Here is a 25,615-nt window from a genome sequence, read left to right on the forward strand (position 1 = left end):
ATGTCTGATTCTAAAACCATTTTAATTGCAGAGGATAGTTCTGTAATTCTGAATCTTACCAAGAAAATACTTGAACTCCAGAACTACAAAGTAGTATCTGCCAAGAATGGTGGAGAGGTGCTCAAGAAGGTACAAGACCAGAAAATTGACGCTATTCTCATGGACCTTAACATTCCAGTGAAAAACGGAATGGAGTGTACCAAAGAAATTAGGGCCAGTGAGAACCCTGACATTAAAAACATTCCTATTATTGCCGTAACCGGAAACGCGAACAATTATACATTGGAGCAATTCAAGGAGGCCGGCATTAATGCGTACCTTCCTAAGCCCTTGGATTTTGACATGTTGGTGCAAACGGTGAAGGAGTACGTTCACTAATCAGAGTAAATTTAGTACAAGTATATGCAGCTGAAATATACCCGGCCATTTTTGACCCGGTTAGAAGATATATTTGCAGAGTCGGAGTACATGCTGCGTTATGAGAAAGGCACTTTCAAATCTGGGTTCTGTTTACTCAAAGACACGAAGGTGGCCGTAGTCAATAAATATTTCCCCCTTGAGGGGAAAATAAATTGCTTAGTGGAGATTCTCCGGGCAGTTGACATAAGCCCGGAGAATCTGCGCCCAGAAAGTCAGGAACTTTACCTGGCTATTAAAAACGAAACCCTTATCACCCCGTGAAAGTAACGTTCTTAGGCACGGGCACCTCTCAGGGCGTACCCGTTATTGGCTGCGAATGTGAGGTGTGCCGATCCTTAGATTACCGGGACAAGCGCCTGAGGGTCTCCGTGTTGGTAGAGGTGGAAGGGAAAAGCCTGATCATAGACGCGGGGCCTGATTTCAGGCAGCAGATGCTGCGGGAACGGGTAAAGCGGTTAGACGCTGTTCTGTTTACCCATGAGCACAAAGACCACACGGCTGGCCTGGATGACATTAGGGCGTTTAATTTTCTGCAGCACATTGACATGCCCTTGTACGCAGACCAGCGGGTGCTAAACCAACTGCAGCAAGAGTTCAGTTACATTTTCACCAACGCTACCTACCCGGGTGTGCCCAAGGTAGAACTTCATCCTATCCAGAATAGCCCTTTTGAGGTAGATGGGATTACTATTACCCCCATCCAGGTCATGCACCACCGGTTACCGGTAAACGGCTTCAGAATTGGCGATTTTACTTACATTACAGACGCCAATTTTATTTCTGACGCTGAAAAAGAGAAAATAATGGGCTCTAAGGTGGTGGTGGTGAATGCGCTCAGAAAAGAACCCCATATATCCCATTTTTCTCTTTCAGAAGCCCTTAGCTTATTGGAAGAGTTACAACCCGCTCAAGGTTATCTTACCCACATCAGCCACTTACTGGGCCAGCACCGGCTGGTGGAAAAGGAGCTTCCCGCTGATGTGCGCTTAGCGTATGATGGCCTTTCCATTACCTTGTAACCGTGCACCAGAATTCTTTCTTTTTAAAAAAGCTCGCCCAAAAATTAAATGCAGTCTTACGGGGCTATACCCTAAGGGCCGCTTTCAGCCAGGAAAAAGACGAACTGTTGCTGGATTTTGAAAAGGACGGCCAAGCTTTCTTTCTGAAAGCCATTCAAACCTCTACTTTTTCCAGCCTTCAGTTTCCTTCCACCTTTAACCGGGCACGACAAAATTCAGTTGACCTGTTTCAGGCATTACTGGGGGAAACCGTGCAGGAGGTACGCGCGCACCAGCAGGAACGCAGCTTTTATATAAGGTTTAGCCACCAGAAGGTAATTCTGTTTAAACTCTTCGGGAACCGTTCTAACGTGGTGCTCTTTTTGGAAGATGTAGCCGTAGAACTTTTCCACCGGAAACTGGAAAAGGACCTGAACCTGGATTACCGGCAAATGGACCAGCAATTTGCTATAAGCAAGGAGACTTTTCTGGACGCCCCCCTTCAGTTGCGCAAAGCCCTCCCCACCTTAGGAGATTTGCCCTGGCATTACCTGGAGGAGAAAGGTTTTGCCTCACTCCCACCTCTACAGCAGTGGGCCTTGGTCCAAGATATGCTGCAGGAATTGGAGAATCCTTCCGGTTATTATCTCACAACCTTTCAAAAGGTCCTGCGGCTATCCCTCCTTCCCATTGGTGATATCCAGGAGAAATTCTCAGACCCTGTTCTTGCTCTGAATGCTTTTGTGCCAATGTACCGGTCGCAGGAGTATTTCCAGAAGAATTACACGGCCACCCACAGGCAACTTAGCAGGCAGCTGGAAGGCGCGCAGAAAATCTGGTTTCAGATACAGGAGCAGTTAGAGCATTGGCACCACGGCACGCCTTACTCCCAAACCGCTGATGTGATCATGGCCAACCTGACCAATATTCCTGTGGGAAGTAAAGAAGTGGAGCTGTTTGATTTCTACCAGGATACCACCAGGGTCATAAAGCTCCATGCCACAGAGACACCCCAGAAAACAGCAGAACGGCTGTACAAAAAAGCCAAAAACCAGCAGATAGAATTACGCCTTTTGCAGGAAAGAGCCAACCGGAAAGAAGAGGAAGTAGGACGCCTGTCTGACGAACTAAAGACCCTGGAGCGCCTACAAACTGCGCAAGAACTACGTCAATTTCTAAAGCAGCATGCCCCCGCACAGCCTACCCAGCAAGTAGATGTCCCTTACTATGCCTTTGAGGTGATGGGATTTAAGGTATGGGTGGGCAAAAACGCAAAGGCCAACGACAAACTTACGCTTAAGCACACGCATAAAGATGATTTGTGGCTGCACGCAAAAGATGTACCTGGCTCACATGTGGTGATTAAATTCCAGCCCGGCAAAACGTTTCCTATGCCGGTCATTGAAATAGCGGCGAAGTTAGCGGCTTTTTATTCTAAGCGGAAGAATGACAGCCTCTGCCCGGTCCTCTACACACCTAAGAAATACGTCAGGAAGCCAAAAGGCGCAACACCGGGGTCAGTGTTCGTGGAGCGCGAGAAAGTGGTTCTGGTGAAGCCGGAGAACCCCTTAAGGTGATGTGAAAATTAAACTATACCCTTTCCCTGTTTTAAGCCTGTTTTTTGAAAAACAAGCTTAAAACAGGAGGGAAATCTTTAATGTAATACTATAAGAAATTACCAAATGCTTATTTACGCCATTGGGTTTGCCAAAAACAAAAAGCCCTGTAACCAATAAAGTTACAGGGCTTTTTGTTTCATTGTGCGCGCGGGGAGATTCGAACTCCCACACCCGTAAGGCACCACCCCCTCAAGATGGCGTGTCTACCAGTTTCACCACGTGCGCATTACCCAAAAGAGGCGATTCGATTCATCTGTTACCTCGTTTGTTGTGACAAATTTATCTTATCCTTTTGTTTCCTGCAAGCCCTTTCACAAATCTTTCCTAGGAAATAGCTGCTCACAATACCCTAGAATCCTTTTAAAGTCGCCTTCCACTGCCAACCAAAGAATTCTTCCCTCATAACATGGTTGTATACAGAACCTTCTGGAAACACCTAATAAAGGAAAGAATGGTAGATCATGAAAAAAACTTTTTATGTGATAAGGTCTTCCAGTAAACCGGTTTTTATATGTGTTGCATTAGCAGTGCCTGGATTTTCTTCATTCTACCTAGAAAATAAGGTTGTGGAATTTCAATTGTAACCTCAAATAAGTAATGATGCTTTTCATTAGATTATCTAATTATCAGTATTTACTAATAATAAATATTTTAAGTTTTAAAAGTAGGTAACTTTTACTATCCATGGTTAGTGTATAACACTCGACACTAATATTTTTTTATTGTTATAGGCTTAGGATAGCAATCAATTATACCAGATTCATTATTAATATTAATAACGAATTATTTTATTTATACTGTTATTTAATTACAGTTATCATATATCCATTATCTAATAAGAATTGTATCTCTTAAAATTTACAAACCAAGAATAGATTAATTATTTTTTTTATAATTTAACTTTACATACCATATCCATTTAACCAAATGATTAACTTTATATATTTTTTCAACTATAATATCTTTACACCTCCAGTTTTCAACTTCATTAAAATCCTATTTAATAATCAATGTTTATATACCGGTTATACTAAACTTAAAAATACATTTCTTATCATCGACTGACTTATTTTTTTACTATAAACCAAACTTTAAACAAATTTTCAAATATTATAGCTTACAACAAAACTTAACCAAATAAAATTTTCAGAATAAACAATCTTCATAAACACATAAACTTAATACTTCCATAAATACCAATAAGGATACATTAATTAAACTTACTAACTTTTACAAAAACAGAAAACAACTATATATTAAACCAACCGTATTAATAAAACGCACTTATCATAGCCTCCCTTGCCATTGGCAAATTCTGGTTAATGCTTATTGATGGACTGCTGTTTGGCACAGGAGAAAAGAGAAAGGTGCTAAAACCTCACAAGGAGTCAACTACTTCCACTAACAAATCAGGTTACCTCATTTAATATCCATATTATCCAGCTACTTATAAGGTGAAACCTACTATTTCCCTTTAAGGTATACATTGGCTTAAAATGCAAGCCTGTTAGGTTATAATTTAGATTGAAAAAGGAATCACCCGGTTATGCTAAAAATCTTATCAAAAATAATTGGCTTTCTAAACGGCAGAAATTAATTTTCACCATTTTAATTTTAATTCCTTTTCATTTGCTCTTACCTCAAAAAAATCATTAATCTATTTCAAACAACACACAGTGTTAACAGAGAGCATATAAAATCTATAATCTTCCAACATAGAACCAAAATTATTTACCATCGTTTAAAGCCCCATATTCTTTACAGCCTTTTCATTCACCTATAAAACAACATGGACCAGCAAAAAAAGCACTGGATTGAGTCTTTTGCTAAAGTAGGATATATTGCCAAAGGCATAGTTTATTTTCTAGTAGGTATTCTTACCGCAATGGCTGCTCTGGGATTAGGCGGTGAAAAAGCCTCTAATTCAGACGCCTTCTCTCATGTAAAACAAATACCTAGTGGGTCCCTCCTTTTAGCTCTCTTGGCCATTGGGTTGGTGGGTTATAGTTTATGGAGATTTACCCAAGCTATTAAAGATACAGAGCACAAAGGGGCAGGAGCAAAAGGAGCCGGCAAAAGAATTGCATATGCTTTCAGTGGGTTACTTTATGCCTCTTTAGCCTATCTGGCATTCAAAGTATTAACCGGTAACGGAGGAGGATCAGGAGGAGGATCAAAAGAACAGACCTTGGTGGCTGAATTACTGGAGAAGCCCTTTGGGAAATGGCTGGCTATTGCTATTGGTTTAATGACTATTGGCAACGGTATTTACCAGATCACTAAAGGAGTAACCGCTTCTTTTATGAAAAACATTAATGGTTTACCCAGAGACAAATTTGACATCCTCAAAAAAGCCGGACAGGCAGGATATATTTCCAGGGGAGTAGTTTTCGGAATTATTGGTTTCCTTTTTGTTAGGGCGGCATGGTTGCAAAAACCTAAAGTGGCAGAAGGAACAGAAGGCGCTTTTTCATTTCTGCAAACCTCTCCTTTCGGCAATGTACTTTTGGCCGTGGTAGCGATAGGGTTAATGGGCTACGGCATCTTTATGTTCGTTCAGGCAAAATACAGTGATATCTCTATTGACTAATCCTCCTTGTAGCTACTTCTAAAAAGAGCTATAATATAAAACGGGTGTTTGCAAGGTATACTGCCGGCAGACACCCGTTTTCTGGTTTGGGCCTGTTTTTGCAAAAACAGCCGTTACTCAGGTTATAGGGAAGTGTTTGCTTAATTGAAGATGGCCTTGGCAGAAATTATCAAGAGGCATTTAAAGTAGTAAGTGGGTGTTTGGGAAAAGGCGCCGAATGGCATGGCGATTTTCTGGTCTAAAGTTGCTCTGGCTGCCCCTGAATGTCTGCAGGAAGAAGTACCTAAGTTGCCGGTTCGAGTTCAAATGGAGGTAAAGGATAATGCCACAGCCGCCGGAGTATTGTTTGCAAACCAATCTTTAAGCAAATGCAACCCTTCTTTCTAGTTTGTCTGAAAGTAGATGAAGAAAAGCTCAGCTGTTTTTGCGTTCTCCTTTACGTTAAGGCCACCCAGGTACAAGTGACTTGAGTAGGAATGGGAAGTGAATGATGGGTAACAGGTAAAGGCGAACAGGTCCTGAATTACTTTTTTGTCACGGTTACTGGTGGCAGCCCCCAATTACTTTGCTCAATGGTGATGTTCATATTGTTCCCTTGCTGAATTACTTGGTAGGGCCTGGAAGTAGGGGCGGTTTCTATTTGGTTAATGGAATTATGATTCCCCAGTTGGATTAAGGTATATTCTAAATTGTTCCCTTCCACCCGCTGGTTGATGGAGTTAGAAGAGCCCTGCTGATGGACGTTGGTTAGGTTGTTCACCCCAATGATCTGCCCCATGTAACTATTGTTGGTGCCTACCTGCCTAGCCGTGGCCCTGTTTCCTTCCCCTTGCTGTTGTATGGAAGCAGTATTATAAGCCCCCACTTGCACCAGAAAAGCGACATTGCTCCTGGAGGACAAGTTTCTCTGTGAGATAACTCCATTGTTGCCTGTACCCTGTTGAGATACCAAGGCCTCTTGTTTTAAAGCACCAGTAGTGGCAATTTCTGCTAATCGCTCAGACTTTAGGTTTTTCCCGAGCTCGTCTTCATTTCTGTTGCCCTGCCCATAAGCGGCAAGCCTTATAGTAAGGAAGAATAGAAAAGATAAAGTGCAAAGCGTTTTCATAGGCGGCATAAAAAGTGAAACAGGTTCAAAAAGTAAAATCTCATGGCGTGCCGTAAAGGGCACGCCATGAGATTAATCCAAAACGTAGGGCTTAGTGTTGAGTAATAGTAGCGGTGTTACTTACTCCTGATTGGTTCATATAGGCACTGTTACCAAAACCAGATTGGGTAATGGTACCACTGTTATACCAGCCAGACTGGTTCATGAGGGCGCTGTTCATCATGCCGCTTTGGTTGATGACACCTTCGTTCATAAAGCCGCTCTGAGTGATCAACCCGATACCGTAAACTCCGCTTTGGTTAAGTTCAGCATAGTTTGCTACTCCCACTTGGCTTACCAAGCCAGAGTTCATTTCACCAGACTGGGTAGTGACGGCATAGTTATAATCCCCAACTTGCCAGGTAGAAGCCATGTTATCTAGACCGGTTTGGTTAATATATCCTTGGTTTCCCCAGCCAGCCTGCAGAATATAACCGCTGTGGCCATCCCCAACCTGATCAATGCCAGCCAGGTTGTCACCACCGCCTAATTGCAGGATATAGGCATCATTCATGTTGCCTTCCTGATCTACTTCGGCGTCATTATCTTCTCCTCCAATTTGCTGAATTGAAGCAAGGTTAACATCTCCATCCTGGTCAATATCAGCGTCATTGAACTCCCCGCCTTCCTGGTAGGTAGAAGCGGAGTTTAAATCTCCGTCCTGGTCAACGTCGGCGCTATTTTCCTCGCCCCCTGCCTGAATGGCTTCAGCGGTGTTTGCCCAGCCGTTTTGTCTTAGACTGGCTTCATTTTCCTCTCCGCCCACCTGGCTTATGGAAGCCCGGTTGCTTATGCCGGTCTGGTCTACTTCGGCGTTATTGAATTCGCCCCCATCCTGAGAAATAGTGGCCCAGTTAACAAAACCATCCTGGTCAATATCTGCATTATTGTCATATCCTGCCAGTTGCCCAATGGCGGCTTCGTTCCAGTACCCAAATTGGTCCAGGTCTGCCCTATTGTCTTCCCCATAAGTTTGAGAAATAGTGGCCAAGTTTTCCAGGCCGCTTTGGTACACGTCAGCTACATTTAGGAGACCACCCCATTGGTCAATTAGGGCCATATTATAGTAGCCAAATTGATTAACCATAGCCGTGTTAAGCCAGCTTCCTGTTTGAGTGACGGTGGCATTGTTGGCTTCGCCTACCTGGTTTATCATAGCCAAACTCCCAAGGCCTCCCACCTGGGTAGTAGTGGCCACATTGTCATCACCAGATTGTGTAGTGATGGCTACATTCTGAGCCATGGCCGAGCTTGACAAAAGGATAGCAAGCGCTCCTGCGTAGATAGATAATTTTTTCATAAGGTTTTTGAATTAGGGGGTTAATAAATGATGGTTGAATGATGAATATGATTTATGTATGGCAATTTTACAAAATAAAAACGGAATAGTTACAATAAATATTAAAATGATTTGATTATTTATATTTTCTATATAATTTTTATGTTAAACAGAAATTTAAAATATAGTAATTAACAATATATACGCATTTAATTGTGTCATTATATATGATTTTTAGTATATATTTTCTTTAATTTATTCAATTATTTTTAAAGAATTTTAGGTTGGCAATTCCTTGTGGCACCTAAACTCAGCTTTAAACCGATTTTATTCCGTGTTCTGACAGGTGCTGCCCATGCCTACCTGGAGGCAACCATTATTGTAAACAATAAAAAAAATCTCCGGCAGCGACCTTCAAATGCCGCTACCGGAGATTTCACAACTCGTAACGCTACTGGGTGATGGTGGCCGAATTGTTAGCTCCCCTCTGTTGAATGATAGCGTTATTTTGGGCCCCTCCCTGGTTGATTACCCCCCAGTTCAAAAGCCCAAACTGCGTTACTGAGCTGTTGCCCCGTGCGCCTGTTTGGTTAATTTCTACGTAGTTGTCATTGCCTACTTGTAATGAGTTGGCAGCGTTACCAAACCCTGTCTGGGTAACAAGGCTCCAGTTATACCATCCATCTTGCAAAACAGAAGCCATATGGGAGTTGCCACCTTGGTAGATATCCGCTACGTTTTCTCCACCTACCTGACCAATGCTGGCAGCGTTTCTATTACCTAACTGATAGATGTATGCGTCATTGTATTCCCCACCGTATTGCCCAATGCTGGCCCAGTTATCATTCCCTAGCTGGTCAATGTAAGCGTCATTATAAAGGCCCCCTACCTGGTTTATAGAAGCCATGTTTCTATTCCCCAACTGGTCAATGTAGCCATCAACATTGTTTCCGCTTACCTGCGAGATGGAAGAAGTATTAGCAGTGCCTTCCTGGTCTATTTCGGCGTCCTGGAATTTTCCGCCTTCCTGGTAAGTGGAAGCGCCATTAGCCGAGCCACTTTGGTCAATATCGGCGCTGTTCTCCTTTCCGCCCACCTGGGTGAGATCTGCTATATTGCGGTTACCACCTTGCCGGATGTCCGCTTGGTTTCCTTTTCCTCCTGCCTGCCAACTGATGGCCTCATTACTGGTACCCCGTTGATCTATCTCTGCCTTATTGAATTCCCCCTCCTGCTGGTCAACATTGCCAATATTACTGGAGCCGTGCTGGTCCACATCACCGCTGTTTGCATAACCTCCCCATTGTGTGATATTGCCAATGTGGTCTGCCCCATCTTGGTCAATGTCGGCCCTGTTCTCTTCCCCGTAGGCTTGCCATACACTGGCAAGGTTTTCGGTTCCTTCCTGCCTGATGTCGGCTATATTGAGAACGCCGCCTATCTGGTTTATCTGGTTGAGGTTATAGGAGCCATCCTGGTAACTTAACGCCAGGTTACCTATGCCGCCTGTTTGGTTGATAGTGGAATAGTTGCCCTCTTCCTGAATTGAAGCCATTTGCCAAATGGTGGCTGAGTTGCCGGTGCCGTCCGTCTGGTTCGTGAAGGCCCGGTTACTGGTTCCCATCTGGTTAGTTAAAGAACTGTTGGCAAACCCCCGGGTTTGGTTAACTGTGGCAGTGTGGCCTACCCCAACTGGCAGACTAACCTGGTTGATAAGCGCTGAATTTAGGGTTCCCAGGGCCTGCGTGGTAGTGGCTGAATTACTGGCCCCTGATTGAGTGGTTACCGCCGTATTGTTTACCTGGGCGAAGGTCGGGCTTGCCATGAATAGTGTTATGGCACAAGCATAGATAAATTTCTTTTTCATACTTTTTAGAGATTAAATGGAGGTTATAAGATTAGTATGAATAATTTACTAGTTTTTATTTGTTTTGTTACATATTATATGTAATCGATTATATTTTATAATTCATTATTATAATTTAACCTATTTACCACAGGATAAAACTATTTATTAATTACTTACTTGGTTTAGATTTGCACTAAAGTCAGTGGCAGAAGTTTTGCCTAACCCATTATGGAATCCTCCTCTCTACCTTTCTTCAACCCAAAAAGACCAGATAAGAGAATCCGCCTCCCAGCTTCTAAAACTACTCTGCTGTTTTAAGGCCGTTTTTATGAAATTAGCTCCAAAACACAGTTCAACCGAAAGCCGCCTGCGACAAAAGAAGAAACATAAACCATTTCCGGCAGGGTCAGAAATTAAACACCACGGGCTGACGTATTTTTCGCAGGCATTCTGCTAAATTCCGGCATGCAAACCTTACCTTTTTACATTGTAGACGTGTTCGCGGGGGCTCCTTACCAAGGTAACCAGTTAGCCGTCTTCTTGAACGCTTCTGGTATTGGCCAGGATCAAATGCTGAAGATAGCGCAGGAAATTGGCTTCGCCGAGTCTGCTTTCATATTATCAGACACCTCTGCTCAGGATAACTTTGAGGTAAAGATTTTTACTGTGGAGTATGAAGTCCCCTTTGCCGGCCATCCCACCCTGGGTACCGCCTTCGTGCTGCAGCAGTTCTTTTTACAAAAACCCGTGCCCGAGCTGAGCCTTCAGTTAAAGGTAGGATCCATACCCGTTTCCTTTACTTACTCCGGTTCCCAGCCTGACTTTCTGATGATGCGCCAAAAATCTCCCACTTTTGGGGAGCCTCTACCCAAACAGGAGATAGCAGATTTACTAAGTTTACCAATGTCTTGCCTCCATCCAGATTTTCCGGTGCAGGAAGTTTCCACGGGCCTTCCGTTTTTGATTATTCCGTTACAACGCTTAGAAGACATCCGGCAGATTGCCCTTACTCCAGAAAAAGTACTGGCCTTTCTGGAGCGGCTTGGTTTGTATAAAACCCAGCGGGAAGATGGCCTTACGGTAGCTTTCTATTTCTTCTGCCCGCAAACCTATACCCCCACCCACCAGGTGAATGCCCGCATGCTGGCGCTGGAGCATGGTAGCATCATGGAAGACGCCGCCACCGGCAGCGCCAATGGTTGTTTGTTAAGTTACCTGCTCAAGCACCGGTATTTCAACCAGGACCAGCTGGAACTGCAGGTGGAACAAGGGTATGAGATACACCGGAACGCCTCTATTAAACTGAGCGGAAGCGTTTCAGGGGACCACTATGAGATTAAGGTGGGCGGGCAGGTACAGTTAATCGCGAAAGGAGAATGGTATGTTAAGTAAAAGCTTTCCAGTGCTTCTACCAAAGTATATCTTCCTTTCAGGGTTGCTTTGGCTTTTTGCGTTTCAAGGGTGTTTTGGCCAAAACAGGCTTAAAACAGATTCCGTCTTTGTCTTGAAACCCAGCCACGTTTTTGACGGACACACGCTCCAGAATAATTGGGTTGTGGTAGTACAGGGCGAGATGATCACGGCCGCCGGCCCTGCCTCGTCCATTACCATCCCACCAAAGGCCAGGGTTTTGGACCTACCGGGGCAGACCCTGCTGCCTGGCCTCATTGAAGGGCACTCCCACCTCTTGCTCCACCCCTATAATGAGACGCCCTGGAACGACCAGGTCTTAAAAGAGGCCGATGCCCTCCGAGTAGCCCGCGCTACCGTACATGCAAAAAACACATTGCTGGCGGGTTTCACTACGGTGCGGGATTTAGGCTCTGAGGGCGCGGAATACGCTGATGTAGGGTTGAAACAAGCCATTGACCAAGGCATTGTACCAGGTCCGCGCATGTTGGTGGCGGGGAAGGCGCTAATTGCCACCGGCAGTTATGGGCCAAAAGGGTTTGACCCAGCATTTGAGGTGCCCCAAGGCGCGGAAGCCGCCGATGGCGTAGACGGAATATCTCGTGTAGTACGGGATCAGATTGGAAAAGGCATTGACATTGTAAAAGTGTATGCAGATTACCGTTGGGGACCAAACGGGGAAGCGATGCCTACCTTCACGCTGGCAGAATTAAAACTAATAGTGGAAATAGCCAGCAGCAGTGGCCGGCCGGTGGTGGCCCACGCCAGCACTCCGGAAGGCATGCGCCGGGCCGCAGAGGCCGGAGTAGAGACCATTGAGCACGGGGACGGGGCCACTCCAGAGGTGTTTAAACTTATGGTGAAAAAGAATGTGGCCCTATGCCCTACCCTTGCTGCGGGAGACGCCATTTTGCAGTACAATGGCTGGCGCAAAGGCCAGGATCCTGAACCCGCCCGCATACAACAGAAACGGGCCAATTTCAAAGCCGCCCTAAACGCGAAGGTACCTCTGGTGATGGGCGGAGACGTGGGGGTTTATCCCCACGGTGACAATGCCCGGGAAATGGAAATGATGGTGAATTACGGCATGGCTCCCCTGGAAGTGCTTAGAACTGCCACCACAGGCAACGCCCAACACTTTCATCTGGACAACCGCCTGGGAGCTATTAAAACAGGCCTCCTCGCTGACCTTATCTCTGTTTCCGGGGACCCTTCTCAAGACATTACGGCCTTGCGCAAGGTCCAACTGGTCATGAAAGGCGGACAGATCTTCAGGCAGCCCTAACTTCTCACTTTTGCCGAGCGTCTGCGTTTTAGGCCTGTTTTTCAGAAAACAAGCCTAAAACGCAGACGCTCTTTTCTTTTATTGGTTCGCTACAAAAGCCAGGTACTCCCCTTTGGGGCTTACCGCCAGCCGGGTGATGGATTTAATACCCATCTTAGAAAAATCAGCGATCTCCTGCCATTGGGCATCTGGGCCTGGGTCCAGAAGAAACAATTTTGCCCCTTTCGCCATAAGCAGACGCCTGTTCGGCAACCAGGCCATGTCCTGGCTACCAGGCAGCGCCTGCTCAATCTTCAGGTGTTGGTTAGTTACTGGGTGGTACTGCCATATTTCCCCTTCTGCCTTTGATACTGGAACCAAGTAACTGATAGCTGGCTGCCCTGGTACCTTTTGCAGGCTACGGCCAATAGCTGGAACTAGCGGGGCCGGTTGGTCTTTCTGCCCCGGTTTGACCAAGTAAAGGGCCATGGGTGGCTGCTCAGGAAAGGCGGCAATCAAAAGAGTGTCTTGCCCGTACCAGACATGGTAGCCCACCAACAGCGGGAAATCCAATAAAAGCTTGGGTTGGCTGCGATTAGGCTGTAAAGGGAAAGTCCACAGGTCTTGTTCCTTGCCGCGCACCACTGAAAAGTTTTGCCCATCTGGTAAAACCAGCGGCGAGTACTCGTTCTCTGGCGTATGGGTTAGTTGCTGCGTTTTCTTCCCTTTCAGGAAGTACTGGTAAATATCGGTTTGTGCCCCGTCCCGCTGCGAGGTATAGAGAATAGACTTTCCGTCTGGGGTGAAACTAGGTTGGTTGTCATAGCCAGGGCGTTGGCTTATATTCAAAGGCTTCCCTACCTGTACCTCCTTTTTCCTCCCCTTAAGCGAAACCAGGAACACCTCTGTGTCTGGGGCGGCCTGTCCCCAAGCAACTGGGCTTACTGCCACCAAAAGCAGAGAGAGTAAAAAACAAGGGGAGACTTTCATAGGAGCAATGAGTTCAACATGACTTTATTTAACATATTATTCAAAATATATACAAAATATCTTATTTATAAACCTCTGCTCTTCTCAGTATCTCCCTAAAGAGAAAAGTACCTATTCTATAAAAGCAGTGAAGCAAGGCAAATTAGTTTAACCCACCGGATTTACCCATCTTTGAGTACCTAAGTTTTGGCATGACCCAGATTAAAGTCATTATTCCCGCCTACAATGAGGCGTTTTCTATTGGCAAGGTAGTAGCTGATATCCCCCGGGACCTGGTGCAGGAAATCATTGTGGTAGACAACAACTCCACAGACGCCACCGGGGCAGTGGCCGCCGCCGCCGGGGCCACCGTAGTACCAGAGCCCAGGCAAGGGTACGGACAAGCCTGCCTGACTGGTATTAAATATGCCCTGGAACAATCTCCCCTCCCAGAGGTTATCGTTTTTATGGACGGCGACTATTCTGATTACCCTGAAGAAATCTCTTTGCTGCTGCACCCTATTCTAACTCAGGGGGCAGACATGGTGATTGGCTCTCGGGCACTTGGCAACCGTGAGCGGGGCTCTATGACTGCGCCTCAGGTTTTCGGGAATTGGCTGGCTACCACCCTGCTCCGTCACCTTTACCAGGCTACTTTCACTGATCTAGGCCCGTTTAGGGCCATTACCACCAAGGCGCTGATCCAAATCAACATGCAGGACCGTGACTACGGCTGGACGGTGGAGATGCAGGTGAAAGCCGCTAAGCAGAATTTAAAATCAGTGGAGGTTCCCGTAACCTACCGCAAGCGGATTGGCGTCTCTAAGGTTTCTGGCACCGTGAAAGGCGTGGTGATGGCCGGTTACAAAATCCTCTGGACCATAGGAAAGTATTACTTCAAAAAGTAACGCCACATGAGGGGTCTGGAAATATCGCTGCTGGTGCTGTACGGGGGTTGCCTGGTGTTTCTGTTCCTTTACAGCCTGGCCCAGTTGCACCTCACCCTACTTTACCGGTATTTCAGAACTCCAAAGAAATTACCCGTCCCACTATCCTCCTTGCCTACTGTTACGGTACAGTTGCCGCTTTACAATGAGTTGTATGTGGCCGAACGCCTTTTACAGAACATTGCTGGCCTTGATTACCCAAGGGAGAAACTCCAGATTCTGGTCCTGGACGACTCCACAGACGAAACCCTGCAGGTGGTGGCCCAGGAAGTGGAAAAGCTGAAGCGCCAGGGCCTGAACATCGCGCAGATCAGGCGGGAAGACCGCACGGGCTATAAGGCAGGAGCCCTGGAACATGCCCTGCCCCTTTCCACTGGGGAGTTCATTGCCATTTTTGACGCAGATTTCCTGCCCGAACCAGACTTCCTGCAGCAGGCCCTTCCCTATTTCACCCATGACCGCGTGGGGGTGGTACAGACCCGCTGGGGCCACCTTAACCGTAACTTTTCCCTCCTCACCCAATTGCAGGCCTTCGGGTTAGACGCCCACTTCACGGTTGAGCAGGGCGCGCGCAACGGCGGCCACCATTTCATCAATTTCAACGGCACGGCGGGTATCTGGCGGAAACACACCATTCTGGATGCCGGAGGCTGGCACCATGACACGCTCACCGAAGACCTGGACCTAAGTTACCGCGCCCAGTTGCGGGGCTGGGAATTTGCGTACGTAGAAGACATTGCTGTCCCCGCTGAGCTTCCGGTTAGCATGCCGGCCTTGCAATCACAGCAATACCGCTGGACCAAAGGAGCCGCCGAGACCGCACGCAAACACCTGGGCCACGTACTTAACTCCCGTAAACCGTTTACCACCAAATGGCTGGCCTTCTTTCATTTGCTTAACAGCACCGTATTTGTGGCGGTGTTTCTGGCGGCTTTGCTGAGCGTTCCTGTGTTGCTGGTAAAATCCCACTTCCCTGAGCTGGCCCAGGTACTGGCCTATGCCTCTGTCTTTAAAGCCAGCTTTGTGATTCTGGCTTTCTTTTACTGGACATCGGTGCAAAGGCTCCAACCCGAGTCTGGCTCTACCGTTTTGTTTCTGCCCCGGTTTTTCCTGTTCCTCACCATGTCTCTGGGCTTGTCTCTGCATAACACGGTGGCCGTACTGGAAGGCTACGCAGGCCGAAAAACGCCTTTTGTGCGGACTCCAAAATTCAACCTCACAGACCATAAAACCAACTGGCGGCAGAACCGGTACCGGCTAACCCAGATTTCTCCGTTAATCTGGGCCGAGGGGTTGTTGTGCGCCTATTTCATAGGCGGTATTTATTTGGGCTTCGCACGCGGCGATTACGGGTTTCTGCCTTACCACTTAATGCTTCTGCTGGGTTTCGGGCTGGTGTTTCTTTATTCGCTGCGGCACCGGTCATGAATAGTCGCGCGGGTATTTCCTTGACTTTGCCTGCCTGGCTGCTGTATGGCTCTGTAGCGGTTTCGGGGCTAGCCGTGTATACGCTGGGCTACCACACGCCCCGCTCCCATTTTGGGGAACTGGTGCTATGGTTTGCGGTGGCGTTTCTAGCCTATTTTTTGCAAATCAGGTCTAAACTGAGTGTAAGGCAAGGCATAGGACTGGCACTGGCGTTAAGGTTTATATTGTTGGTGGCCACGCCGCCCCTCTCAGATGATTATTTCCGGTTTCTTTGGGATGGGCACCTGCTGCAGAATGGGCTTAACCCCTACCTAAGTTTGCCCAGCTCCTGGATGTCAAGTGGACAAGCCCTTCCTCCAGGCCTCATTACGGCCTTGTACAAAGGCCTCAACTCTCCGCATTACCACAGTGTGTACCCACCCGTGAGCCAGGCAATCTTCTGGCTCAGCACCTGGTGGTCAGACGCCACCCTCCCAAGCATTATTATCATGCGGGTTTGTCTGCTGTTGGCCGAGGGAGGTACTTTATGGCTCCTGCCTAAGGTATTGCAGCGGTTGGGCCTTCCGGCCAGGCAGTCCTTATGGTATGCCCTCAACCCTGCCATCATCCTTGAACTTACCGGCAATCTTCATTTTGAGGCCGTCATGGTTTTCTTTCTGGTGGCGGCGCTGAATCTATTGGCTTCCAACCGCTGGAAAGCGGCCGCTGTGCTCTTTGGGTTGGCTGTGGGAAGCAAGTTGGTACCTTTACTGTTGCTGCCGCTGCTGCCCCGGTACCTGGGTTGGCGCAAGGCCATTTGGTTTGGCCTGTTGGCCGCGCTGGTGGTTTTGCTTTTGTTTGCCCCCTTTCTCAGCCAGGACCTGCTCCTGCATTTGAGCTCCAGCCTGAACCTCTACTTTCAGAAGTTTGAGTTCAACGCCAGCGTTTACTACCTGTTGCGCGCCCTGGGAAGCTGGGTTGCCGGGTATAATCTGATAAGCTTTTTAGGACCTGCCTTGTCCTTCCTTACCTTTCTGGCGGCCCTCTGGTTCGGCTTTTTTTTCCGGCGGCCGTGCCATGACCTACGGTGGCTTCTATTTTCCAGCTTGGCGCTTTTTACGCTGTACCTGCTTTTTGCCACCATTGTTCACCCCTGGTATGTTAGCACCTTAGTGGCCTTGGCAGCCTGTACCCGATTCAGGTTTCCTATGGTGTGGTCTGGGATGGGCGTGCTTTCCTATGCGGCTTACCAACAGGCGTCTTATCAGGAGAACCTCATGCTGGTGGCGCTGGAATACGCAATAGTGCTTGGGGCCTTGGGGTGGGAACTAATGCGTTATAAAAGCAATTCCCAGCCCCTGCCGGAGGATGGAGCAGCAATACCTAGATCTCCTGAGTAGCTGAAAGTCTTCGGTTAAATTTCTTGTCCCACTAAATTTCATTTAGGCTTTAAACGACAGAAGCGTTTCCCTAAAGTAAGGGAAACGCTTCTGTCGTTTTCTGTTTTGGGCCTAGTTTTGCGAAAACAGGCCCAAAACAGAAATTACACCTCTTCGGCTTTCAGCTCCTTCAACTCTTTCATGGGTCTCAGGAAAAAGTCATTGAGAGGTTTTACGGCTTTCATGGCTGCCAGGCACTCGTCATACAGACGCTCACTGGTCACCACGTCATCTGTTAGCATGTAGGTGGTGTTCCAGCTTTTATGGCGGAGCAGGTCGATGGCGGGGTTGTCACTTTCGTATCCTTTGGGAGTGGTCTTGAGTTTATCGCCGCCCAGGCCACCGAAGTATTTTTTGAAATCAGGGCTATTCAACAAGGCTTTCAGTTCCTCATAGTTGTAGTCTATTTCCTGCCGAATGGCTTTTAACTCAGGGGCCGGGGGCATCCAGACGCCACCAGCCAGGAAAGACCCGTCATTGGGGCTGATGTGCAGGTAAAACCCAGGGTTAATGGTCTTGCGGCCGCCTTCGGCCATGTAAGCACAGATATGGTCTTTGTAAGGGCGCTTGTCATGCGAAAACCTCACGTCACGGTAAATCCGGAACATTAGGTCTTTAGGCTGCTGGCCCTCCAGGGCGGGTTCAAAAGCAGCGGCGCCTTCCAGTAAGGTAGTCAGGAAGGAGATAAAATCTTTTCGAGCGTCCTCATACCGGGAGCGGTTCTGCTCAAACCATTCCCGCTGGTTATTCTGGCGCAAGTCACGGACGAAGTCTAGGGTAGATTGATCTAGGTATTTTTTCATGCGGTCTTATGTGGTTGGCTTTGTGCCGAGAAAAGAACAAGCCCAGGGGCGAGTAAGTTCTGCGCAAGTTATCAAACCCTTTTGTAAAAAGGGTACTGGCGGCATCTGCCGACAGCCGTGCCCAAAGGTTGGACCTGTTGATTTCCGTTTTGAGGCTGTTTTCAGAAAAACGGGCCCAAAACAGCCTTAGGCCACCAGGGCCCTATACACCTTCATAAGCCTCTGCTGCGAAGCGCCCAGAAAGAAGAGCAGCATGACTAGCCCGTAGGCCATTTGCAGCCGCAGGGTTCCGTTCTGCTCATACCTGCGCGCAGAAACCAACACCTCCTGGGGCAATACCTGGAATTTGCTTTGCCGGCTTAGGCGCCTGATAAGGTCATATTCTTCCATCACCAGCAGGTGTTCTTTATATCCGTTCAGGTTTTGGAATAATTGGCGTTCCGTAAAAAGCGTCTGGCCGCCACCCCTGAATACGAGTCCGGGAAACCGGGTGAAATAGGAATTCAAAAGCAGGAATGTGTTTTGGGTTTGGAAACGGCTTCGGAAACAACCGCACTGCTTACCGGCCGTTACCGCCTTTACCACCGCCACATCAAAGCCGGCGGGAGGCCAGGAATCTGCATGGATGAAATGGAGAATATGGCCGCTGGCCGCATGGGCGCCCACATTCATTTGCCGGGCTCGGCCTGGCGGGCTACAGGCCAGGACTTCCGCGCCCGCTTCCTGGGCTCTTTGTACGGTTTGGTCCTGGCTTCCGCCGTCTACCACAATCACTTCCTGCAAGAAGCCTACAGATTGCTGCAACAGGTGCGTCACCAAAGGCCCTATCAGGTTCTCTTCATTAAGGGTGGGTATAATGACGCTTATCTTCATTTAAGCCACCGGTTGAGACAATTGGGGCCAATGCTTAAGATCCTCGGCCTCGTCTATGTCTGCCAATACCGGAAACTGGGCTACCTGAAGGTGCAAATTAGCAGCGGTCTGAAGGGTTTCCGGTAAAACGGCTGGTGTACTCCAATGAATGCCCGTGAATAACTCGGGTACCAGAAAATTGAGGCCCAGCAGGTAGTACCCGCCGTCCTGTGCCGGCCCCACCACTACGTCATGGGTTTCTAGTTGCCGGTACGCTTCTTCTATAAGCGTAGCGGAAATATCAGGGCAGTCGCTGCCAATAATCACGATGGGCGAAAACCCTTCCACCAACCCTTTGGCAAAGAGATGGTGCATCCGGTAACCCAGGTCAGGGACCTGGGGCTGTTCCTGTGGCACAAAGCCTTGCCGGGTCCAGGCATCTTCTCCTGGAAGGATTTCATCTGCGTAGCAAATCCATTTGGTGGCTTGTACCGGGGCGGCGGCGGCCTGCGTGAGCTGTAGCAACTGCTTATAAATATGCAGAGCCTGCTCATCTCCCAGGGTTTTGGCCAGGCGGGTTTTCACTTTGCCCAGCTGGGGCGTGCGGGCAAACACCAACAGCAACCGATTATTCATAGACTTTTTCTCCTTTGTTTAGCCAGACACCCCAGGTTCTGGAATAGGCATGTACCTTTTGGGTGGGGCCTTGTGCATTGACAATGGGTTTCCCCTGGTTTACCCACTCAAAAATACCGCCGTACAGGTTATAGACGTTTTTAAACCCCAGCGCCTTTAACCTTTCTCCTACCCGCTCGCTTCGGTACCCTACGCTGCAGTACACTACCAAAGTTTTGTCTTTGGGCAGCCTTTTCAAGTCTTGGTCCTTGAGGGCATCATAATTGATAAAGGTAGCGCCTTGTAAATGGCTTACCTTGAATTCTTTAGGAGACCGGGCATCCAGGACCAGGATATCTTCTGGCTGGGTTTTAAGCTTGGCAGAAAGCGCTGCCGGGGAAAGGGTGGGCACGGTATTCTTGTACAGCGAGGAGAGCATGAGCGCATAACCTTTGCTGGTTTCCTGCGCGAGGGCTGGGCTTGCCAGAATCAAAGGCAAGGTTATCAGAAAAGGCCACGTGAAAGCAAGAAATCTTTTCATCAACTAACGGTTTCTCCCCCACAACTAGAACCTGCCCCAGCGGTACAGCCGTAGCAATGTTGGTTAATTACAATGGTCCTTTGGGTAAGACTAGCCAAATCAAAATCCTGGATATGCCGGGGAGCGGTGGCAGCCACCGGTAAATCCAGCATCTGGTTGAAGTCACAGTCATACAAGGTTCCTTCCCACCCCACTGAAAGCGTGTTACGGCACATGACCTTGGCGGCCGCCGCCGGGTTGTAGGCATTGACCAACTTTTCCATGTACCCTTCATAATTGCCAGAGGAAATAAGGTAGTCCAGGTAACGGCTAATAGGCAGGTTGGTGATGGCAAACAGGTTGTTAAAGACAATATTGTAACCTTGCAGCAACCGGCGCTTGAATTCTGATTCCAGGGACTGCTGGCTTCCTGGCAAAAAAGCCCCGGCCGGATTAAACACCAGATCTAAGGTCAGTCCGCTTCCTTCCTGGCCATAGCCCACGGCGTTAAGCATCTGCAAGGCCTTGATGGATTTCTCAAATACGCCTTCGCCGCGTTGGGCGTCTGTACGCGAAGCGGTGAAATAAGGCAGGGAGGAGACTACCTGAACTCGGTGTTGCCTAAAGAATTCTGGCAAATCATGGTATTTTTTGTTGGCTAAAATAATGGTCAGGTTGCACCGTACCATTACTTGCCGGCCCAACTTAGACAGTTCTTCCACAAACCACCTGAAATGAGGGTTCATCTCTGGGGCGCCGCCGGTTAGGTCCACCACCGGAATGTCGTTCTGGGCCAGCGCATCCAGGCATAACTGCATGGTTTCGCGGGTCATGATCTCCTTACGGTCCGGCCCCGCGTCTACATGGCAGTGCTTGCACACCTGGTTACACATTTTGCCCAGGTTAACTTGCAATATGGAAATTTGCGTGGGTTTTAAGGGCCACAATCCGCTCTCCTGCAGCCGCTGCCCAAAGGCCGGAAAGGCTTTGCCCTGCGGAAGCGGCTGCGAGAGCACGTCCAGCTGAAAGGCTGCGTTTGCCAGTACACTATGTTGCGCGGCTAGGGATTTCATTGGGTAATGTGCTAATTTTTAATGTGCTGATGTGCTGGCGGGAATAGGTGTGATCTGAATAGTTGGCTAATATCAAAAATAGCATATCAGCACATTATTTAATTAGCACATTACCCTTACATCATCACTTCTTTGGCTTTGTTCATCATCTGGACGCCATGCACCAGGGCGGCCCCGCCTTTTATGGCGGCGGCTACGTGAATGGCTTCCATCATCTGCGCCTCATCTGCACCTTTCTCCAGAGAACCGGTGGTATAGGCATCTATGCAATAAGGGCACTGCACGGCATGAGCCACTGCCAGGGCTATGAGGGCTTTCTCTCTTTCGGTGAGCGCCCCTTCTTTGAAGACCTCTCCGTAATAGTCAAAGAACTTGGAAGCTAACAGGGGCTGAAACTCAGCAATATTGCCAAACTTGGCTAGATCCTTAGGATCATAATAGGTCTTATCCATAACTACACGTTGTAAAGAGGTACAAATAAAAGCAAACTACTTTTCCGTTTTGAGGGTGTTTTTCAGAAAAAGCCCTCAAACCAGCCAGGAAGAATTCTTTAAAGGAAAACAAGAGAAATAGAAAAGGAGTTCTTAGGAGATTAGCGCGTGGCGTTTCCCATGGCATACATCTCATCCAGGGTAGGGTTTACGCTACCGCCTTCAGGTTCAAGGGTCACGGCAAAGGCCTGAGCCTCTTCTACCTGTTTCATGCGGTGCAGCGTTGGATCAGATGATTTCACTACCCCTGCATCTATCGGTTTGCCCTGGGCCAGGGCCCAAAGCTGGTACTGTTTCCCGGCGGGGGCGGCAGGCAATTGGGTAGGGTCCAGGTAAACTTCCTTCGTTTCCTGGTTCCAATATACCTTGGCCTGGGCCTCGGTGTGCTTGGGTACCCCTTTTAATTGCACGGCCAGGGTGCGTGGATTACGGAGCATCCCCAATTGGTTCTCAGACTGTAGGCTTCTCTGCTCCAGGTGGTTTACCTGCAAAGCATATTGCCGCACCGACTGTTGCGTACTGGCCAGCTCATTTTTGGTTTGGCGCAGGTTGTTGTAGAGGTAAACGTTAATGGCGGCACTGATTACCAAAAGGATAACGGCTGCTATCTGCCACCAGCGCTGGGCTGGAGCTTCTACTTCTTCTCTTTCTCGGTTCACCAAAGGCACCACCTTGGCCTCTGCCCCCGGAGCACTTTCAACTACAGGGGCGGTGCCAGCCTGTATATGCTGTATGATTCTTTCTTCCAGTTCAGGCCGTGGGGCCCGGGCGTGGATCACCGCATAGGCTTCCATGGCCCTCAGGCACTCTTCCAGGGCAAGGCGCACATCGGGGAATTGGGCAGCCATGTCCTCCACCTCCTGGCTTTCAGCCGGGGTGAGCCCGCCGGCAGCGTACAACTCCAGTGCTCCTGAATCTATATACTCCTGTGTATTCAACTCTATTTAATTAGTTTGCTCAAAAACTTGATGGCATTGCGGGCCCTGGTTTTCACCGTTCCCAGCGGAATCTGCAACTCGTCTGCCACCTCGCTTTGCGTATAGCCGTTAAAGTACATCAAATCTATGATTACTTTTTGGTCTGGGCTCAATTGTTCCGTCATTTCCTGGATACCAATGTGGTCTGGTTTGATCCCATCTGAGCTTACCATATGGGACGTCACAGACTTTTCCATGGGCTGTGTTCTGGAACTTACGCGATATTGTTTTGAGCGGATTTTATCAATAGCCAGATTTCTGGAGATGTTGAGCATCCAGGTGAAAAGGCGGCCTTTCTGCTCATCATAGGTAGAAAAGGCAGACCAGATTTTCACAAAGCTCTCCTGCAGCACATCCTCGGCCACTTCCTCCTGCTTGACAATACGCAGGATAACCCCGTATAAGGCAGCAGAGTAATTTCTGTAAAGAAGCGTGATGGCCCGCTGGTCCTGAGCCCGCAATTGGGCAATGAGCGCTTCTTCAGATGAATTATGTAACGTTGTATCCAACAAATAGAATGCGTTAAGCCAAATAGAATAGATTGGCGGTGTAGACTAAGCAGGGGCTAGAAACAAGTCATGCCTTTCATTTCTCCTTAACACGCCAAAGATGAGAATGTTTAAATAAGAAACAGCATTGTTTGTAGACAAACCGCGTATTAATACGGAAACCACCCCGGCATGTTACCAGACAGACCTAAAGAAATCACAAATAAAAAACAATTTTAAAATGCCTATCCAAACCCTCAACCCCTATACCAATAAAGTAGAGAAAACCTTTGAGCCAGCTACCGCCCAGGAAATAGAGGCTGTGCTCCAGAATGCGGCTTCCACCTTTGAATCATGGCGCGCCACGTCCTTTGAGGAAAGGAGTGCCCTCATGCAAAAGGCCAGCGATGAGTTGGCAGGAAACACGGAACATTACGCCCGCCTAATCTCCCTTGAAATGGGTAAACCCCTAAAGCAGTCCAGGGCCGAGGTCCAGAAATGTGCCAAGGTCTGCCATTACTACGCCCACCACGCCCAGGAATTCCTGAAAGACGAACTCATCCCCACCGGGGCCCTACGCAGCTTTATCTCGTTTGAGCCGCTGGGACCGGTTTTGGCGGTCATGCCCTGGAACTTCCCTTTCTGGCAGGTCTTCCGGTTTGCCGCCCCTGCCCTTATGGCCGGCAACGTGGGCCTGCTCAAACACGCCTCCAACGTTCCGCTTTGCTCTTTGGCAATCCAAGAGGTATTTGAGAAAGCTGGTTTCCCTTCGGGCTGTTTCCAGTCGCTTCTCATTGATTCTAAAGCGGTGGAGCAACTCATTAAAGACGAACGCGTGAAAGCCGTCACATTAACGGGCAGCGAGGCTGCGGGCGCCAAGGTGGCATCAGTGGCGGGTCAGGAAATTAAAAAGACGGTACTGGAATTGGGCGGCTCAGACGCGTTTGTAGTCTTAGCGGATGCCGACCTGGAAGCCGTTGCCCAGAAGGCGGCCCAGGCCCGGCTCATCAACACCGGCCAAAGCTGCATTGCCGCCAAACGCTTTATTATAGAAGAACCCATTGCCGAGGCGTTTCTAAGCCATTTTTCCAAAAACCTGCAAAAACTGCGCACCGGTAACCCGCTAGAGGACGAAGACATTGACTATGGCCCACTGGCCCGCGTAGACCTGGCGCAGGAACTTACCGAACAGGTGGAGCGCTCTTTAAAAGCTGGGGCCAAACTTTACCTGAAAGGCGGCCAACCCGACCATGACAAAGCACTGTTCCACCCAGCTATTCTCACTGATATAAAACCGGGCAACCCAGCGTATGAGGAAGAGTTCTTCGGGCCGGTGGCGCTGGTGTTTGTGGCCAAGGATGCCGACGATGCTGTCAGGATTGCCAACGACTCTCCTTTTGGCCTGGGTGGCTCCATCTGGACCAATGATATTCAGCGGGGTCAGGAACTAGCCAGAAAGGTAGAGGCCGGGGCCGTATTTGTGAACGCTATTGTGGCCTCAGACCCGGCACTTCCATTTGGGGGCGTGAAAAAATCTGGCTACGGCCGCGAGCTGTCTTATTTGGGCATCAGGGAATTCGTGAACCAGAAAACCATTTGGGTAAGTGAGCCTCAGGAATAACCTAGCAACTTATAGGTGAGATACCCCACCCATTCATGAATAAGGCGTGACCATTTTAAAAGGGACTCAGGATCAGGAATCACTAAATCATCCAGGTGGAAGGACCGGTCGTGAGTATGGAAATCGACGGGAAAGGTACTGAAGGCTAGCCCCAGTTTCTCAAAGCAACCCTGGGCACGGCGCATGTGAAACGCCGAAGTAATTAGTAGTAATTTCTTTAGCTCAGGATGCTTCTGGAGCAGTTCTTTGGTGTAAAGGGCGTTCTCATGGGTATTGCGGCTGCGCTCCTCCAGTAGAATATCCTGGGCAGGTACCCCGGCGTATAGCGCCGTCTGCTGCAGATTACTGGCTTCGGTGCGGGTTACCTGTTTCAAAGCCCCAGAGCCACCCGTGATGATGACCTTCCGCACCTTCCCCATTTTATAGAGCTGAATGGCATCCAGAATGCGCTCAGACCCCTCGCGGTAATGCACCCGGTCATGCGGCGATTTGTTGACCTCAGTTACCCCGGTGAGCACAATGGCCGCATCATACACGGGCACGTCCTTCATGAGCACCGGTTCCGGCTCCCAAGCCAGCATAGCTTCATTAATCAGAAACGGGTTGGTAAAGAAAAGCAACAACCCTATACCCACCGCAATGAAAATCGTGTTTTGGGGCCGTTTTTTCAAAAACAGCCCCAAAACGAAAAACGCGATAATCCAGAGTAAAGGAGAAGCCAGGTATTGTAATAGCTTAGAAAGCAGAAAGAACATAGTAATTCAATAAAACATCTTGGCCCGGCATCTGTCTCTTACAAGTACCAGCGGGATTTTGGCGGAAACAACTTTATATAAA

Annotated in this window: 24 protein-coding genes and 1 tRNA gene; 11 read left to right on the forward strand and 14 right to left on the reverse strand. The window is 48.4% G+C overall.

Annotation, left to right across the window (positions count from 1 at the left end):
• The 4 genes from ACYVJQ_RS11380 to ACYVJQ_RS11395 are packed head-to-tail and all read left to right on the forward strand — an operon-like array spanning nucleotide 1 to nucleotide 2,995.
• Nucleotides 1–378 carry a response regulator gene (locus tag ACYVJQ_RS11380; protein ID WP_460893196.1) on the forward strand — a complete coding sequence of 126 codons (378 nt, stop codon included), beginning with the start codon at nucleotides 1–3 and terminating at the stop codon, nucleotides 376–378.
• Between the two features lie 24 nt (nucleotides 379–402).
• On the forward strand, nucleotides 403–681 hold the full coding sequence (locus tag ACYVJQ_RS11385; protein WP_460893197.1) for a hypothetical protein: 279 nt from the start codon (nucleotides 403–405) through the stop codon (nucleotides 679–681).
• Complete coding sequence (locus ACYVJQ_RS11390; RefSeq protein ID WP_460893198.1) at nucleotides 678–1,439, forward strand: MBL fold metallo-hydrolase; 762 nt, start codon at nucleotides 678–680, stop codon at nucleotides 1,437–1,439. The genes ACYVJQ_RS11385 and ACYVJQ_RS11390 overlap by 4 nt, the downstream gene beginning before the upstream one ends.
• Before the next feature lie 2 nt (nucleotides 1,440–1,441).
• Complete coding sequence (locus tag ACYVJQ_RS11395) at nucleotides 1,442–2,995, forward strand: NFACT RNA binding domain-containing protein (protein ID WP_460893199.1); 1,554 nt, start codon at nucleotides 1,442–1,444, stop codon at nucleotides 2,993–2,995.
• A 184-nt stretch (nucleotides 2,996–3,179) separates the two neighbouring features.
• Here the strand turns inward: ACYVJQ_RS11395 and ACYVJQ_RS11400 are convergent.
• Nucleotides 3,180–3,262, reverse strand: a tRNA-Leu gene (locus tag ACYVJQ_RS11400).
• A 1,564-nt stretch (nucleotides 3,263–4,826) separates the two neighbouring features.
• Between ACYVJQ_RS11400 and ACYVJQ_RS11405 the strand changes: the two genes are divergently transcribed.
• Nucleotides 4,827–5,627: a DUF1206 domain-containing protein gene (locus ACYVJQ_RS11405; RefSeq protein WP_460893200.1), complete on the forward strand. Its 801-nt coding sequence runs from the start codon at nucleotides 4,827–4,829 to the stop codon at nucleotides 5,625–5,627.
• Between the two features lie 523 nt (nucleotides 5,628–6,150).
• On the opposite strand, the gene ACYVJQ_RS11410 is transcribed toward ACYVJQ_RS11405, so the two are convergent.
• The 3 genes from ACYVJQ_RS11410 to ACYVJQ_RS11420 form a co-directional block, all read right to left on the reverse strand.
• Entirely contained in the window at nucleotides 6,151–6,735 is a 585-nt protein-coding gene (locus ACYVJQ_RS11410) for a hypothetical protein (protein ID WP_460893201.1), read from the reverse strand.
• Between the two features lie 91 nt (nucleotides 6,736–6,826).
• Nucleotides 6,827–8,074: a hypothetical protein gene (locus ACYVJQ_RS11415; RefSeq protein ID WP_460893202.1), complete on the reverse strand. Its 1,248-nt coding sequence runs from the start codon at nucleotides 8,072–8,074 to the stop codon at nucleotides 6,827–6,829.
• A gap of 430 nt (nucleotides 8,075–8,504) precedes the next feature.
• Complete coding sequence (locus ACYVJQ_RS11420; RefSeq protein WP_460893203.1) at nucleotides 8,505–9,878, reverse strand: hypothetical protein; 1,374 nt, start codon at nucleotides 9,876–9,878, stop codon at nucleotides 8,505–8,507.
• A gap of 489 nt (nucleotides 9,879–10,367) precedes the next feature.
• On the opposite strand from ACYVJQ_RS11420, the gene ACYVJQ_RS11425 reads away from it, so the two are divergent.
• Nucleotides 10,368–11,294, forward strand: coding sequence for a PhzF family phenazine biosynthesis protein (locus ACYVJQ_RS11425; RefSeq protein WP_460893204.1), 927 nt, complete (start codon nucleotides 10,368–10,370; stop codon nucleotides 11,292–11,294).
• A gap of 112 nt (nucleotides 11,295–11,406) precedes the next feature.
• Nucleotides 11,407–12,597 carry a metal-dependent hydrolase family protein gene (locus tag ACYVJQ_RS11430; RefSeq protein WP_460893205.1) on the forward strand — a complete coding sequence of 397 codons (1,191 nt, stop codon included), beginning with the start codon at nucleotides 11,407–11,409 and terminating at the stop codon, nucleotides 12,595–12,597.
• 78 nt (nucleotides 12,598–12,675) lie between these two features.
• Here ACYVJQ_RS11430 and ACYVJQ_RS11435 read toward each other — a convergent pair whose 3' ends face one another.
• The gene (locus ACYVJQ_RS11435) at nucleotides 12,676–13,566 is read right to left on the reverse strand and encodes a TolB family protein (protein ID WP_460893206.1); all 891 of its coding nucleotides are present in this window, start codon (nucleotides 13,564–13,566) and stop codon (nucleotides 12,676–12,678) included.
• A 191-nt stretch (nucleotides 13,567–13,757) separates the two neighbouring features.
• On the opposite strand from ACYVJQ_RS11435, the gene ACYVJQ_RS11440 reads away from it, so the two are divergent.
• The 3 genes from ACYVJQ_RS11440 to ACYVJQ_RS11450 are packed head-to-tail and all read left to right on the forward strand — an operon-like array spanning nucleotide 13,758 to nucleotide 17,299.
• Entirely contained in the window at nucleotides 13,758–14,453 is a 696-nt protein-coding gene (locus tag ACYVJQ_RS11440; protein ID WP_460893207.1) for a glycosyltransferase family 2 protein, read from the forward strand.
• A gap of 6 nt (nucleotides 14,454–14,459) precedes the next feature.
• A complete protein-coding gene (locus tag ACYVJQ_RS11445) occupies nucleotides 14,460–15,920 on the forward strand; it encodes a cellulose synthase family protein (protein ID WP_460893208.1) in 1,461 nt (486 codons plus the stop codon).
• The gene (locus ACYVJQ_RS11450; RefSeq protein ID WP_460893209.1) at nucleotides 15,917–17,299 is read left to right on the forward strand and encodes a hypothetical protein; all 1,383 of its coding nucleotides are present in this window, start codon (nucleotides 15,917–15,919) and stop codon (nucleotides 17,297–17,299) included. Before ACYVJQ_RS11445 ends, ACYVJQ_RS11450 begins: the two co-directional genes overlap by 4 nt.
• Before the next feature lie 143 nt (nucleotides 17,300–17,442).
• Here ACYVJQ_RS11450 and ACYVJQ_RS11455 read toward each other — a convergent pair whose 3' ends face one another.
• The 8 genes from ACYVJQ_RS11455 to ACYVJQ_RS11490 all read right to left on the reverse strand — a co-directional run bounded on the left by ACYVJQ_RS11455 (nucleotide 17,443) and on the right by ACYVJQ_RS11490 (nucleotide 23,178).
• A complete protein-coding gene (locus ACYVJQ_RS11455; protein ID WP_460893210.1) occupies nucleotides 17,443–18,141 on the reverse strand; it encodes a DUF2461 domain-containing protein in 699 nt (232 codons plus the stop codon).
• A gap of 186 nt (nucleotides 18,142–18,327) precedes the next feature.
• Nucleotides 18,328–19,014 (reverse strand): TIGR04283 family arsenosugar biosynthesis glycosyltransferase, encoded by a 687-nt coding sequence (locus ACYVJQ_RS11460; RefSeq protein ID WP_460893211.1) that lies wholly within the window; start codon nucleotides 19,012–19,014, stop codon nucleotides 18,328–18,330.
• Complete coding sequence (locus ACYVJQ_RS11465) at nucleotides 19,015–19,629, reverse strand: TIGR04282 family arsenosugar biosynthesis glycosyltransferase (protein WP_460893212.1); 615 nt, start codon at nucleotides 19,627–19,629, stop codon at nucleotides 19,015–19,017.
• Complete coding sequence (locus ACYVJQ_RS11470) at nucleotides 19,622–20,149, reverse strand: rhodanese-like domain-containing protein (protein WP_460893213.1); 528 nt, start codon at nucleotides 20,147–20,149, stop codon at nucleotides 19,622–19,624. The genes ACYVJQ_RS11465 and ACYVJQ_RS11470 overlap by 8 nt, the downstream gene beginning before the upstream one ends.
• Complete coding sequence (gene arsS / locus ACYVJQ_RS11475) at nucleotides 20,149–21,201, reverse strand: arsenosugar biosynthesis radical SAM (seleno)protein ArsS (RefSeq protein ID WP_460893214.1); 1,053 nt, start codon at nucleotides 21,199–21,201, stop codon at nucleotides 20,149–20,151. The genes ACYVJQ_RS11470 and arsS overlap by 1 nt, the downstream gene beginning before the upstream one ends.
• A gap of 116 nt (nucleotides 21,202–21,317) precedes the next feature.
• Nucleotides 21,318–21,653, reverse strand: coding sequence for an arsenosugar biosynthesis-associated peroxidase-like protein (locus ACYVJQ_RS11480; protein ID WP_460893215.1), 336 nt, complete (start codon nucleotides 21,651–21,653; stop codon nucleotides 21,318–21,320).
• A gap of 140 nt (nucleotides 21,654–21,793) precedes the next feature.
• The gene (locus ACYVJQ_RS11485) at nucleotides 21,794–22,630 is read right to left on the reverse strand and encodes an anti-sigma factor (protein ID WP_460893216.1); all 837 of its coding nucleotides are present in this window, start codon (nucleotides 22,628–22,630) and stop codon (nucleotides 21,794–21,796) included.
• A gap of 2 nt (nucleotides 22,631–22,632) precedes the next feature.
• A complete protein-coding gene (locus ACYVJQ_RS11490; RefSeq protein WP_460893217.1) occupies nucleotides 22,633–23,178 on the reverse strand; it encodes an RNA polymerase sigma factor in 546 nt (181 codons plus the stop codon).
• Between the two features lie 220 nt (nucleotides 23,179–23,398).
• Here ACYVJQ_RS11490 and ACYVJQ_RS11495 point away from each other — a divergent pair, with 220 nt between their 5' ends.
• Complete coding sequence (locus tag ACYVJQ_RS11495) at nucleotides 23,399–24,778, forward strand: NAD-dependent succinate-semialdehyde dehydrogenase (protein WP_460893218.1); 1,380 nt, start codon at nucleotides 23,399–23,401, stop codon at nucleotides 24,776–24,778.
• Here the strand turns inward: ACYVJQ_RS11495 and ACYVJQ_RS11500 are convergent.
• Complete coding sequence (locus tag ACYVJQ_RS11500) at nucleotides 24,769–25,533, reverse strand: YdcF family protein (RefSeq protein WP_460893219.1); 765 nt, start codon at nucleotides 25,531–25,533, stop codon at nucleotides 24,769–24,771. The genes ACYVJQ_RS11495 and ACYVJQ_RS11500 overlap by 10 nt on opposite strands.
• Between the last annotated feature and the right edge of the window lie 82 nt (nucleotides 25,534–25,615).

Source organism: Rufibacter soli, from assembly GCF_054781795.1.

Excerpts from the sequence above, each read along its gene's own strand:
- ACYVJQ_RS11380 (WP_460893196.1), top strand. The coding sequence starts at position 1 with ATGTCTGATTCTAAAACCATTTTAATTGCAGAGGATAGTTCTGTAATT.
- ACYVJQ_RS11385 (WP_460893197.1), top strand. The coding sequence starts at position 403 with ATGCAGCTGAAATATACCCGGCCATTTTTGACCCGGTTAGAAGATATA.
- ACYVJQ_RS11405 (WP_460893200.1), top strand. The coding sequence starts at position 4,827 with ATGGACCAGCAAAAAAAGCACTGGATTGAGTCTTTTGCTAAAGTAGGA.
- ACYVJQ_RS11410 (WP_460893201.1), bottom strand. The coding sequence starts at position 6,735 with ATGAAAACGCTTTGCACTTTATCTTTTCTATTCTTCCTTACTATAAGG.
- ACYVJQ_RS11415 (WP_460893202.1), bottom strand. The coding sequence starts at position 8,074 with ATGAAAAAATTATCTATCTACGCAGGAGCGCTTGCTATCCTTTTGTCA.
- ACYVJQ_RS11420 (WP_460893203.1), bottom strand. The coding sequence starts at position 9,878 with ATGGCAAGCCCGACCTTCGCCCAGGTAAACAATACGGCGGTAACCACT.
- ACYVJQ_RS11425 (WP_460893204.1), top strand. The coding sequence starts at position 10,368 with ATGCAAACCTTACCTTTTTACATTGTAGACGTGTTCGCGGGGGCTCCT.
- ACYVJQ_RS11435 (WP_460893206.1), bottom strand. The coding sequence starts at position 13,566 with ATGAAAGTCTCCCCTTGTTTTTTACTCTCTCTGCTTTTGGTGGCAGTA.
- ACYVJQ_RS11440 (WP_460893207.1), top strand. The coding sequence starts at position 13,758 with ATGACCCAGATTAAAGTCATTATTCCCGCCTACAATGAGGCGTTTTCT.
- ACYVJQ_RS11445 (WP_460893208.1), top strand. The coding sequence starts at position 14,460 with ATGAGGGGTCTGGAAATATCGCTGCTGGTGCTGTACGGGGGTTGCCTG.
- ACYVJQ_RS11450 (WP_460893209.1), top strand. The coding sequence starts at position 15,917 with ATGAATAGTCGCGCGGGTATTTCCTTGACTTTGCCTGCCTGGCTGCTG.
- ACYVJQ_RS11455 (WP_460893210.1), bottom strand. The coding sequence starts at position 18,141 with ATGAAAAAATACCTAGATCAATCTACCCTAGACTTCGTCCGTGACTTG.
- ACYVJQ_RS11460 (WP_460893211.1), bottom strand. The coding sequence starts at position 19,014 with ATGAAGATAAGCGTCATTATACCCACCCTTAATGAAGAGAACCTGATA.
- ACYVJQ_RS11465 (WP_460893212.1), bottom strand. The coding sequence starts at position 19,629 with ATGAATAATCGGTTGCTGTTGGTGTTTGCCCGCACGCCCCAGCTGGGC.
- ACYVJQ_RS11470 (WP_460893213.1), bottom strand. The coding sequence starts at position 20,149 with ATGAAAAGATTTCTTGCTTTCACGTGGCCTTTTCTGATAACCTTGCCT.
- arsS (WP_460893214.1), bottom strand. The coding sequence starts at position 21,201 with ATGAAATCCCTAGCCGCGCAACATAGTGTACTGGCAAACGCAGCCTTT.
- ACYVJQ_RS11480 (WP_460893215.1), bottom strand. The coding sequence starts at position 21,653 with ATGGATAAGACCTATTATGATCCTAAGGATCTAGCCAAGTTTGGCAAT.
- ACYVJQ_RS11495 (WP_460893218.1), top strand. The coding sequence starts at position 23,399 with ATGCCTATCCAAACCCTCAACCCCTATACCAATAAAGTAGAGAAAACC.
- ACYVJQ_RS11500 (WP_460893219.1), bottom strand. The coding sequence starts at position 25,533 with ATGTTCTTTCTGCTTTCTAAGCTATTACAATACCTGGCTTCTCCTTTA.